General features: G+C 63.7%; 12 protein-coding genes. All 12 read left to right on the top strand.

Annotated features, from left to right (window positions below):
• Positions 1 to 281: 281 nt before the first annotated feature.
• The 12 genes from ACODTO_RS27060 to ACODTO_RS27005 all read left to right on the top strand — a co-directional run bounded on the left by ACODTO_RS27060 (position 282) and on the right by ACODTO_RS27005 (position 9,994).
• Entirely contained in the window at positions 282 to 866 is a 585-nt protein-coding gene (locus tag ACODTO_RS27060; RefSeq protein ID WP_139647420.1) for a phage tail terminator protein, read from the top strand.
• Positions 863 to 1,045, top strand: coding sequence for a DUF2635 domain-containing protein (locus tag ACODTO_RS27055; RefSeq protein WP_007907211.1), 183 nt, complete (start codon positions 863 to 865; stop codon positions 1,043 to 1,045). The genes ACODTO_RS27060 and ACODTO_RS27055 overlap by 4 nt, the downstream gene beginning before the upstream one ends.
• Positions 1,045 to 2,541 carry a phage tail sheath subtilisin-like domain-containing protein gene (locus ACODTO_RS27050; RefSeq protein ID WP_175385087.1) on the top strand — a complete coding sequence of 499 codons (1,497 nt, stop codon included), beginning with the start codon at positions 1,045 to 1,047 and terminating at the stop codon, positions 2,539 to 2,541. The genes ACODTO_RS27055 and ACODTO_RS27050 overlap by 1 nt, the downstream gene beginning before the upstream one ends.
• A 66-nt stretch (positions 2,542 to 2,607) precedes the next feature.
• Positions 2,608 to 2,955: a phage tail tube protein gene (locus ACODTO_RS27045; protein ID WP_024780162.1), complete on the top strand. Its 348-nt coding sequence runs from the start codon at positions 2,608 to 2,610 to the stop codon at positions 2,953 to 2,955.
• Positions 2,952 to 3,248, top strand: a complete 297-nt coding sequence (locus ACODTO_RS27040) for a phage tail assembly protein (protein ID WP_139647424.1) — start codon at positions 2,952 to 2,954, stop codon at positions 3,246 to 3,248. The genes ACODTO_RS27045 and ACODTO_RS27040 overlap by 4 nt, the downstream gene beginning before the upstream one ends.
• Positions 3,249 to 3,378: 130 nt before the next feature.
• A complete protein-coding gene (locus ACODTO_RS27035; RefSeq protein ID WP_489107318.1) occupies positions 3,379 to 4,953 on the top strand; it encodes a phage tail tape measure protein in 1,575 nt (524 codons plus the stop codon).
• On the top strand, positions 4,940 to 6,178 hold the full coding sequence (locus ACODTO_RS27030; RefSeq protein ID WP_489107317.1) for a DNA circularization protein: 1,239 nt from the start codon (positions 4,940 to 4,942) through the stop codon (positions 6,176 to 6,178). Before ACODTO_RS27035 ends, ACODTO_RS27030 begins: the two co-directional genes overlap by 14 nt.
• 3 nt (positions 6,179 to 6,181) lie before the next feature.
• Positions 6,182 to 7,222: a phage baseplate assembly protein gene (locus ACODTO_RS27025; protein WP_489107316.1), complete on the top strand. Its 1,041-nt coding sequence runs from the start codon at positions 6,182 to 6,184 to the stop codon at positions 7,220 to 7,222.
• A gap of 247 nt (positions 7,223 to 7,469) precedes the next feature.
• Positions 7,470 to 7,979: a phage baseplate assembly protein V gene (locus ACODTO_RS27020; protein WP_139647432.1), complete on the top strand. Its 510-nt coding sequence runs from the start codon at positions 7,470 to 7,472 to the stop codon at positions 7,977 to 7,979.
• Positions 7,979 to 8,377 (top strand): phage GP46 family protein, encoded by a 399-nt coding sequence (locus ACODTO_RS27015; RefSeq protein ID WP_489107320.1) that lies wholly within the window; start codon positions 7,979 to 7,981, stop codon positions 8,375 to 8,377. Before ACODTO_RS27020 ends, ACODTO_RS27015 begins: the two co-directional genes overlap by 1 nt.
• Entirely contained in the window at positions 8,367 to 9,407 is a 1,041-nt protein-coding gene (locus tag ACODTO_RS27010; protein WP_175361584.1) for a baseplate J/gp47 family protein, read from the top strand. Before ACODTO_RS27015 ends, ACODTO_RS27010 begins: the two co-directional genes overlap by 11 nt.
• On the top strand, positions 9,395 to 9,994 hold the full coding sequence (locus ACODTO_RS27005; RefSeq protein ID WP_489107315.1) for a YmfQ family protein: 600 nt from the start codon (positions 9,395 to 9,397) through the stop codon (positions 9,992 to 9,994). Before ACODTO_RS27010 ends, ACODTO_RS27005 begins: the two co-directional genes overlap by 13 nt.
• Positions 9,995 to 9,996: the final 2 nt, after the last annotated feature.

Below are 9,996 nucleotides of genomic sequence, written 5' to 3'. Positions count from 1 at the left end.
AACACCACCGGACCTTTGTGGGAGCGGGCTTGCTCGCGAAGACGTCGGCACATCCGACATCTATTTCAACTGACCCACCGCCATCGCGAGCAGGCTCGCTCCCACCCTGGATTGCTGGCGATCCCAGCATTCGGGAACACCACCGGACCTTTGTGGGAGCGGGCTTGCTCGCGAAGACGTCGGCACATCCAACATCTCTCTCGACTGACCCGCCGCTTTCGCGGGCAAGCCCGCGCCCACAGGGCTTCTGACTTTACTTGCCTATCACCGGAGCACTCTCCATGCAGATCACGCCGATCCTCACGCAGTTGCGTGAGCAATGCCCAACGCTCGCCAGTCGAGTGATCGCGGGCCTGGACCTCGTCGCGTTGCAAGCCGGCACGCCCCTGCAAACCCCGTGTGCCTATGTTCTGTCGAGCACCGATGTGGCGAGCCGGAACACGGCACAGAACGTCACGCTGCAAACGGTGCGTGACCGTTTCGACGTGGTGTTGGTGCTCGATGCCAGTGACGCGACAACCGCGCTGGATCTGTTGCACGACCTGCGAGCCGAATTGTGGCGCGGGTTGGTGGGGTTCAAGCCTGGCGCCACTTACTCCGGCATTGAATACGACGGCAGCGAACCGGTCTCCGTCAACAGCGACCGAGCGTTGTTCCGGTTGCGCTTTTTCGCTGAGTTCCAGCTGGGCCGCAATCTGGCGAGCCAGCCTGCCGAAAGCTGGCACGAACGTGAACTGGACGGATTGTCGTCCTTTACCGGGGCCACCGTGCAGGTCGATGCCATCGACCCGGCGGACCCCAACCTGAAACGTCCCGGCCCCGACGGGCGCCTGGAACTGACTTTCTCTGGAGACGTAACCCCATGAGCAAACGCATCACCGTACTGCCGGCCCCGGGCCGTGTGGTACCGGACCCGGAAGCGGGCGATCTGTTGCCCCTCGAAGGCCGTGAAGTGCCGGACAACGCCTGGTGGCGTCGACGTCTGGCCGACGGCGATATCACTACCAAAGCCGTGAAAGCGGCCAAACCACAGGGAGCCAAATAATGGCGATCGGATTCAGCAACATCCCCGCGGACATTCGTGTTCCGCTGTTCTACGCCGAAATGGACAACTCGGCCGCCAATAGCGCGTCGTCGGCCATGCGCCGGTTGATCGTCGCCCAGGTCAACGACAACATTGCCCCGGCAGAAGCCGGCAAGCTGGTGCTGGTCTCCAGCGTCGCCCTGGCCAAAAGCATCGGCGGGCAGGGCTCGATGCTCGCCTCGATGTACGAGACCTGGCGCAAGACCGACCCGCTTGGCGAAATCTGGTGCCTGCCGCTGCACAACGTCGAAGGCGCCATTGCCAAGGGCGTGCTGACCCTTACCGGCACCGCCACCGAAAGCGGTGTGCTCAACCTTTACATCGGCGGCGTACGTGTTCAGGCAGCCACCGTCAACGGTGCTACCGCGGCCCAGGCTGCCACGGCGCTGGCCTTGAAAGTCAACGCGACAGCCGACCTGCCAGTGACCGCCGCAGCCGTCGACGGAGTGGTGACCCTCAGCGCCAAATGGACCGGCGACAGTGGCAACGACATCAGCCTGCAGTTCAATCGTCTGGGCAAGAGCAACGGTGAAGACACCCCCGCGGGCCTGACCACTGCCATCACCCCCATGACCGGTGGCGCTGGCGTACCGGACCAGACCGCCGCCGTCGCGGCCCTGGGTGACGAGCCATTCGAATTCATCGCCATGCCGTGGTCCGACCTGTCGAGCCTGAATACCTGGCAAGCGGTGATGGATGACAGCACCGGTCGCTGGTCCTGGGCCAAGCAGTTGTTCGGCCATGTCTACAGTGCCAAGCGCGGCACCATCGGCACTCTGGTGGCGGCCGGCCAGGCGCGCAACGACCAGCACATGACCATTCAGGCCCTGGAGCCGGGCGTGCCGCAACCGTCGTGGGTCCAGGCCGCCGCACTGGCCGCCCGCACCGCCGTGTTTATCTCGGCCGACGCCAGCCGTCCGACCCAGAGCGGCAGCCTGCCGGGCCTGGATCCGGCACCGGCCAGCGAACGCTTCACCTTGACCGAGCGCCAGTCGCTGCTCAACTACGGCATCGCGACCGCCTACTACGAAGGCGGCTATGTGCGTATTCAGCGCTCCATCACCACGTATCAGAAAAATGCCTTCGGCCAGGCTGACAACTCTTACCTGGACAGCGAAACCATGCACCAGTCGGCGTTCATCGTGCGTCGCCTGCAAAGTGTGATCACCAGCAAGTACGGTCGCCACAAACTGGCCTCCGACGGCACCCGCTTCGGCGCCGGCCAACCCATCGTGACCCCGAGCACGATTCGCGGCGAGCTGATCGCCCAGTACGCCAAGCTGGAGCTGGAAGGTCACGTGGAAAACGCCGAGTTGTTCGCCGAACACCTGATCGTCGAGCGCGACAGCCAGGACCCGAGCCGGGTCAATGTGCTGTTCCCTCCGGATTACATCAACGGCCTGCGAGTGTTCGCGCTGCTCAACCAATTCCGTCTGCAGTACGACGCTGCTGCCTGAGTGTCGTGTTTGAACGCATGAATTCAGCCCACCCCGCGTGGGCTTTTTATTTGAAGGAGAAACACCATGGGTCAACTGATTGCGGGCACCTGCTACGTCAAAGTGGACGGCGCCCAACTGACCATCAACGGTGGCTGCGAAGCACCACTGATGTTCACCAAACGTGAAACCGTCGTACCGGGTTTCTATAAGGAAACCGACATCGCTCCGTCCTTCAAGGTGACGGCGTTGCACACTGCGGACTTCCCGCTCAAGCAACTGGTGGCCGGCACCGACATGACCGTCACGTGCGAGTTCAGCAACGGCAAGGTCTACGTGCTGGCCGGCGCCTACCTGGTGGAAGAACCGGTGTCCAAGGGCGACGACGCCACCATCGAACTGAAATTCGAAGGCATCAAGGGGACTTGGCAATGAGCGATATGGTGACCTTGCGCGTGGCCATCGAGGCCCACGGCGAGCCGGTGAACCAACTGACCCTGCGCCGTCCGACGGTGCAGGAGGTCCGGGCGATCAAGGCGCTGCCGTACAAGATCGACAAGAGCGAGGAGGTGAGCCTGGACATGGACGTCTCGGCCAAATACATCGCGGTCTGCGCCGGCATCCCACCGTCGTCGGTCAACCAGCTGGACCTGGCCGACCTCAACGCGCTGAGCTGGGCTGTCGCGAGTTTTTTCATGAGTGCGGCGTCGCAGCCATCGGCGATCTGATCGCAGCCGCCTATGACCTGGCCTGGTTCTGGAAGGTTGACCCCGAACAGATGATGGCCAGGCCACTGGATGTGCTCCGTGAATCCCTGGAGCACGCGCAACGGATCAATGCGATGCAGCAGGTGCAGTGATGGCAGACACACAGAAGGTAGAGAAAAAAGCGGTGCTGCTGACCGGCATCGACGAGCTGTCGCCCAAGCTCGCCGGCCTTCGGGAGAAGGTCCAGGGCTTCAAACAGAACCTCGATGCGACCGGTCTTGGCAGTCTGGATATTTCCGGGCTGCTGCCGGACGGCGGTATCGCCAAACCGTTCATGGACGGGCTTAAGTCGGCGGTGGCGTTCAAGGGTGAAGTCGTGGAGGTGAACGCGGCAGCCAGCGCCGTCCAGGCTCCGGCCGCGCCGTTGGTAGCGGCACAGGGCCTGGATGGATTGAAGACGTCCATCAGCAATGTGTCGTTGCAGTTCGGCTCGGCGTTGGTACCCGCGGTCAATGCGTTGACGGTTGGTCTACAGCCGATGATCGGTGGTGTGGCCCAGGTGCTGCAGGACAATCCGCAACTGGTGCAGGGCCTGGCAACGGGCGCCGTGGCGTTCAGTGCGATGCAGACGGCGGTCAGCGGTGCGAGCCAGGCCCTCGAAGTGGTCAGCCTCGCCCTGAAAATGAACCCCATTGGCCTGGCCGCCATGGGCATCGCCTTGGCGGCGGGGATGATCATCGCTTACTGGGAACCGATCTCGGCGTTCTTCGCCGGGCTCTGGCAAAGGCTTGCGCCCATCGTTCTGCCGATGGCCGAGTTCTTCAAGACGCTGTTCGCCTTTACCCCGATGGGGCAGGTGATCAGCAACTGGGGGCCGATCAGCAGTTTCTTCGGCGCGCTGTGGAATGTGCTCGTGGCGGCGGCGACGCCCATCATCGGCTTTATGCAGACGTTGTTCGCTTGGTCGCCCCTGGGTTTGATCATCAATAACTGGGGCCCCCTGACCGGGTTGTTCTCGGCCATCTGGGATCTGCTCAAGGCCTTGACCGTGCCGGTGATGGACGCGCTCCAGGGCCTTTTCAACTGGACGCCGTTGGGCCTGATCATGGCCAACTGGGGCACCCTTGTGGACGTCTTCGCCGGAATCTGGGAAGGCCTGCGCAATCAGGTGTCGATCATGTTGGCAGTGTTCGGCGGGCTATTCGACTGGTCGCCCATCGAGGGCCTCACGAAGCAGTGGGGGCCAGTGAGTGAGTGGTTCAGCCAGTGGTGGGACGAGCTGCAGGGGGTGATCGCGCCGATCAAGGCGTTCTTCAACGGTGGTTTTGGCGAGGTCATCACCACGTTTACCGGCAAGGTCCAAGGGCTGACCGACGAGCAGCAGAAGACCAATGCCGAAGGTAAGGGTGAACTGGCGCCGGCGTTTTTTGGCGCGGCCAATGAATCGTCGTCGGGGCTGTCCTCCAGCTTGGCGCCGATGCCTGGCAATCTTGCGCAGAAAGCCTCGCTGGCGCCCGGTGCGCTGCCGCAGACCTCCAGTGCGTTGGTGCAACAAAGTGCCGCGAACAGTCGCACCCAGCTTGAAGGCGGCCTGACCGTACGCTTCGAAAACGCGCCGGCCGGTTTGCGCGCCGAGCCTCCGCAGACCAATCAACCGGGCCTGGCGGTGAGTTCGCGCATCGGTTATCGCTCTCTGTCCGCAGGAGGTTCCAATGAGCTGGCGTGATCGTTTATTGCCGGCGTCGTTCCGTGGCGTCGGGTTCTGGGTCGACCAGGCGAAAACCCCGGTAGGGCACAAGGGCCAGTTGCATGAATACCCGCAGCGCGACCAACCGTTTTTCGAAGGGCTGGGCCAGCAGGCGAAGATCCATGAACTGACCGCGTTTATCGTCGGCCCCGACTGCCTGGAGCAGCGTGACAAACTGCTCAAGGCGCTGGAGCAGGGCAGTGGCGAGCTGGTGCACCCTTGGCTGGGACGGATGCAGGTCAAGGTCGGCGAGTGCGACATGACCCAGACCCGCCAGGACGGCGGGCTGGTCACGTTTGCCCTGAAGTTCTATCCCGACCAGCCGCTGCAATTTCCTTCGGCGGCGATCAACAGCCAGAAACTGCTGTTGGTGTCGGCTGACAGCTTCCTGGGTTCGGCGGTGCGGCGTTTCGAAGACGCGATGAGCTTGATCAAGGCCGCGCGGATCGGCATCGCCGACCTGCGCAACAGTCTCAAGGAGGTCTACGGGGTTATCGAGCAGGAGCTGAAGCCGTTGATCGAGGTCTATGGGCAGCTCAGCGATCTGGTCAAGACGGTAAAGGAGTTGCCCAATGAAGTGGCTGCCGAGTTCAAGGGATTGTTGGGGGACATCCGAGAGCTGAAGGACTTTGCCCGTGACGGCTATCGCGGCGTGATTGCCAGCGTGTCGCAACAGGTCGAAGCCATCCGTCAGGCGGACGCGCCCAAACTCACCACCGGCAAGGACACCACGGCGGCGGCCCAGGCCGTGGCCGATCTGGTCCAGGACACGCTGCTGGTCCAGGCCGCGCAATGGATTGCGGCGATGCCCGTGGCGGCGCCGGTGGTCAAGCTTGGCGCCACGCCTTCAGTGGCGCAGCAGGCCGTGCAGCCGATCCAACGCCGGGATGTACCGGTGGCCGACGATGTGCTGGCCCTGCGTGATGCCCTCAACGAAGCCATTTGGCAGGCCTCCCTCAAGGCCGATCCAGATCACTACCAGGCGTTGAACCACCTGCGTCAGCAAATGGCCGCGCACCTGACGGCGGTGGCGTCATCGGGTGTCCGATTGATCAACCTGTCGTTCAAGCAAAGCCTGCCGGCGCTGGTGGTGGCTTATCAGCAATTTGCCGATGCCACTCGGGTGACCGAAGTGATCCAGCGTAACGGTGTGGCCCACCCAGGTTTCCTGCCGCCCAACGACCTGAAAGTCTCGGGGGAGTAAGCCATGAGCGAGTTCGATAACGTCGTCACGCTCACCGTCGGTGGGCTGGACTACGGCGGCTGGAAAAGCGTGGAAATCAGTGCGGACCTGGAGCGGCAGTTCCGCACCTTCAAACTCGACATCACCTGGCAATGGCCGGGGCAGATCCAGGCGGTGCCGATCCGTCCCGGTGATGAATGCCAGGTGCGCATCGGTGCCGACCTGGTGCTCAGCGGCTACGTGTTCAAGGCTCCGGTCAGCTATGACGGGCGCCAGATCACGCTGAGCATCGAAGGGGGTTCCAGAACCCAGGACCTGGTGGATTGCGCAGCGATCAATCGTCCGAGCCAATGGCGGGGGCAGACGGTACTGAGCATTGTTCAAGCCCTGGCCTCGCAATATGGCGTAGGGGTGGTCAGTGAAATCCCGGAAACGGCGCGTTTGAGCGAGCACAGCATCGTGCCGGGAGAAACCGTCTTTCAATCCATCGACCGTTTGCTGACGTTGTTCCGGGTGTTTTCCACCGACGACGCCGAAGGCCGCGTGCTGCTGGCCAAGCCCGGCAGCGCAGGGCGGGCCAGTGATGTGCTGGAGCTGGGCAAGAACATTCTTTCGGGCAACGCGCCGATGGACTACAGCCAGGTGTTCTCCGAATACCGGGTCATCGGCCAGCACAAGGGTAGCGACCAGCAGAGTGGGGCGGCAGTCAGCGAGGTGTCGGGCACCGCCACCGACTTGGGTTTCAAACGCAAGCGGGTTACGGTGATCAGCGAAAGCGCCCAACTGACCTCCGAGCTGGCCCAGCAACGAGCGGACTGGGAAAGCGCCATCCGCACCGGTCGCGCCCTGACCACCACCTACCGCGTGCAGGGCTGGCGCCAGGCCAATGGCGACTTGTGGCGCCACAACAGCCTGGTGCGGGTGATCGACCCGGTGCTGGGCTTCGACGGCGACATGCTGATTTCCAAGGTGACCTATTCACTGTCTGCCCAAGGCTCGGTGACCACCTTGCAAGTCGCCCCGCCCCATACCTTCGACGCGAACCCGGCCAAGCCCAAGTCCTGAGCCAGGCAGCGCCCACCTGTGGGAGCGGGCTTGCTCCGAAGGCGGCGTATCAGTCACCCCAGCGTCCACTGACCCACCGCCATCGCGAGCAGGCTCGCTCCCACCCTGTTCCGAGGGCGGCCACAAAATGCTCGCCCACCACAAATCCCCTGTGGGAGCGAGCCTGCTCGCGATGACGGCGGACCAGCCACCGCCAACCTCAACTGACGTCCAGCCAACCCGCAACCCGATTTCCGAAGGAACCCCAATGAGCCTACTGACCCGCCTCCTGGCGCGCGGCACTGTCGTGCTCGCCAATTCGGCTTCCAAACTGCAGTCGCTGCAGATGCGCCTCACCGCCGGCGAAGTGAACGACGACATGGAGCACTTCGAACCCTACGGCTTCACCAGCAACCCGCTGGCCGGCGCCGAGGGCATCGCCACCTTCCTGGGCGGCGACCGTTCCCATGCCGTGGTACTGGTCGTCGCCGACCGCCGCTTTCGCCTCAAGGCCCTGGCCCCCGGAGAAGTAGCGATCTACACCGACGAGGGCGACAGGATTCACTTCAAGCGCGGCCGTGTTATCGACATTGACACCGCCACCCTGAACATCCGCGCCAGCAGTGCGGTGAACATCGACAGTCCTGTCATCAACCACACCGGCAAGATCATTTCCCAAGGCGACCAGATCGCCGGCGGCATCAGCCAGATCAAGCATGTGCATGTCGGCGTACAGGCCGGCAACGGCCAGACCGGCGCGCCGGCGGGAGGCCAATGATGTTCATCAGCCAGAACCTGCACGCTGCGTTGACCCGCTCGGTACTGATCAGCCTGTTCACCTGGCGCCGCGCCGCTGACGACGATGCCGTCGATGACGAGGAGCTTTTCGGCTGGTGGGGCGACACTTTTCCTACGGTCGCCGATGACCGCATCGGTTCGCGGCTGTGGCTGCTGCGCCGGGTCAAGCTGACCCGCCAGACCCAGCTCGACGCCGAGTTCTACGCCCGCGAAGCCCTGCAATGGCTGATCGATGACGGCCATTGCAGGGCCATCGACATCATCAGCGAACGCCTCGATGCCCAGCGCCTGAACCTGCGCACGGTCCTGACCCTGGCCGACGGCCAGCGCCTGGACATCAATCCCGATAACAGTTGGCAGGTGACCTATGCCGTTTGAAACCCCTTCGCTGCCGGTGCTGATCAAACGCACCCAAAGCGACCTGGCCAGCGATTCGCTGCGCCAGTCCGATGCCCAAGTGTTGGCCCGCACCCTGGGGGGCGCAGCCTATGGCCTGTACGGCTATCTGGACTGGATCGCCGAGCAGATCCTGCCGGACAAGGCCGACGAGTCCACCCTGGAGCGCATTGCCGCCCTGCGCCTGAACCAGGCGCGCAAAGCCGCTCAGGCAGCCAGCGGCAGCGTCAGTTTTAACGCTGCCGGCGGTGCGGTGCTGGATGTCGACACGCTGCTGCAATCGACCGATGGTCGCGCCTACAAAGTGACCACCGCCCGTACCACCAGCAATGGCCTCAACACCACCACCATCGCTGCGCTGGAGGCCGGCAGCCTGGGCAATGCCGATGCCGGCCTGGTGCTGACGCCGGTGCAACCGATCCTCGGTATCTCCGGCAGCTTCACCGTGCTGGCGCCGGGGCTGACCGGTGGTGTCGCCCGGGAAAGCCTCGAGTCCCTGCGGGCGAGGGTGATCCGCTCCTACCGCATCATCCCCCACGGCGGCTCGGCCCAGGATTATGAAACCTGGGCCCTGGAATGCCCTGGCATCACCCGCGCCTGGTGCCGCGGCAGCTACCTGGGACCCGGCACCGTCGGCCTGTTCGTCATGCGTGACGACGATCCGCAGCCGATTCCCAATGCCGAGCAACTGGAGGAAGTCCGGGCCTACATCGAGCCCCTGCGCCCGGTGACCGCCGAGGTGCATGTGCTGGCGCCGGTGCAGGTCCCGGTGACCTACAGGCTGCGTATCACCCCTGACACCAGCGCCGTACGCGCCGCCATCGAGGCCCAGTTGCGCGACCTGCACAACCGTGAAGCCGGCCTCGGCGAAACCCTGCTGTTGACTCACATCGCCGAAGCCATCAGCAGCGCCACCGGTGAAACCGACCACACGCTTACTGTGCCCACCGCCGATGTGACTGCGGCGAGCAATCAGTTGCTGACCTTCGGAGGCTGCGTATGGCTGGAATAAGAACCGCCGGGGAATACCAGGCCCAACTGCGCAGCCTGCTGCCCAACGGCCCGGCGTGGGACCCGGAGCGGGTGCCGGAACTGGAGCAAGTGCTGGGGGGCATCGCCGAGGAATTGGCGCGCCTCGATGCGCGTGCGGGTGATTTGCTCAATGAAATGGATCCGGCGGGGGTGAGTGAACTGGTGCCGGATTGGGAGCGGGTGATGAACCTGCCGGATCCGTGTCTGGGGGCCACGCCGCTGTATGACGACCGGAGGCTGGCGGTGCGTCGGCGGTTGTTGGCGGTCGGTAGCCAGACCTTGGCGTATTACGTGGAAATCGCCAGGAGCCAGGGCTACCCCAACGCCACCGTCACGGAGCACAGGGCGCCTCGCATGGGGCGTGCACGTTTTGGAGACGCGCATTTTGGCACGTGGCAGGCGCAATTCATGTGGACCCTCAATACCGGCGGGCGTCTGCTGCTCGGTCGGCGTTTTGGCGCGAGCTACTGGGGAGAGCGTTTTGGCGTTAACCCGGGGTCGGCGCTGGAGTGTCTGGTTCATCGCAGTGCACCGGCGCATACGCAGGTGCATATCAATTATGACTAAGG

It is taken from the genome of Pseudomonas sp. FG13, from assembly GCF_057809755.1.
The sequence above is the reverse complement of the archived record's forward strand: the minus strand, read 5'-3'. Positions and strand labels throughout refer to the sequence as shown.

What these genes read in the sequence shown, in the direction of transcription:
- ACODTO_RS27055 (WP_007907211.1), top strand. Translation starts at nt 863, where the DNA reads ATGAGCAAACGCATCACCGTACTGCCGGCCCCGGGCCGTGTGGTACCG.
- ACODTO_RS27035 (WP_489107318.1), top strand. Translation starts at nt 3,379, where the DNA reads ATGGCAGACACACAGAAGGTAGAGAAAAAAGCGGTGCTGCTGACCGGC.
- ACODTO_RS27045 (WP_024780162.1), top strand. Translation starts at nt 2,608, where the DNA reads ATGGGTCAACTGATTGCGGGCACCTGCTACGTCAAAGTGGACGGCGCC.
- ACODTO_RS27060 (WP_139647420.1), top strand. Translation starts at nt 282, where the DNA reads ATGCAGATCACGCCGATCCTCACGCAGTTGCGTGAGCAATGCCCAACG.
- ACODTO_RS27040 (WP_139647424.1), top strand. Translation starts at nt 2,952, where the DNA reads ATGAGCGATATGGTGACCTTGCGCGTGGCCATCGAGGCCCACGGCGAG.
- ACODTO_RS27005 (WP_489107315.1), top strand. Translation starts at nt 9,395, where the DNA reads ATGGCTGGAATAAGAACCGCCGGGGAATACCAGGCCCAACTGCGCAGC.
- ACODTO_RS27050 (WP_175385087.1), top strand. Translation starts at nt 1,045, where the DNA reads ATGGCGATCGGATTCAGCAACATCCCCGCGGACATTCGTGTTCCGCTG.
- ACODTO_RS27020 (WP_139647432.1), top strand. Translation starts at nt 7,470, where the DNA reads ATGAGCCTACTGACCCGCCTCCTGGCGCGCGGCACTGTCGTGCTCGCC.
- ACODTO_RS27030 (WP_489107317.1), top strand. Translation starts at nt 4,940, where the DNA reads ATGAGCTGGCGTGATCGTTTATTGCCGGCGTCGTTCCGTGGCGTCGGG.
- ACODTO_RS27010 (WP_175361584.1), top strand. Translation starts at nt 8,367, where the DNA reads ATGCCGTTTGAAACCCCTTCGCTGCCGGTGCTGATCAAACGCACCCAA.
- ACODTO_RS27025 (WP_489107316.1), top strand. Translation starts at nt 6,182, where the DNA reads ATGAGCGAGTTCGATAACGTCGTCACGCTCACCGTCGGTGGGCTGGAC.
- ACODTO_RS27015 (WP_489107320.1), top strand. Translation starts at nt 7,979, where the DNA reads ATGTTCATCAGCCAGAACCTGCACGCTGCGTTGACCCGCTCGGTACTG.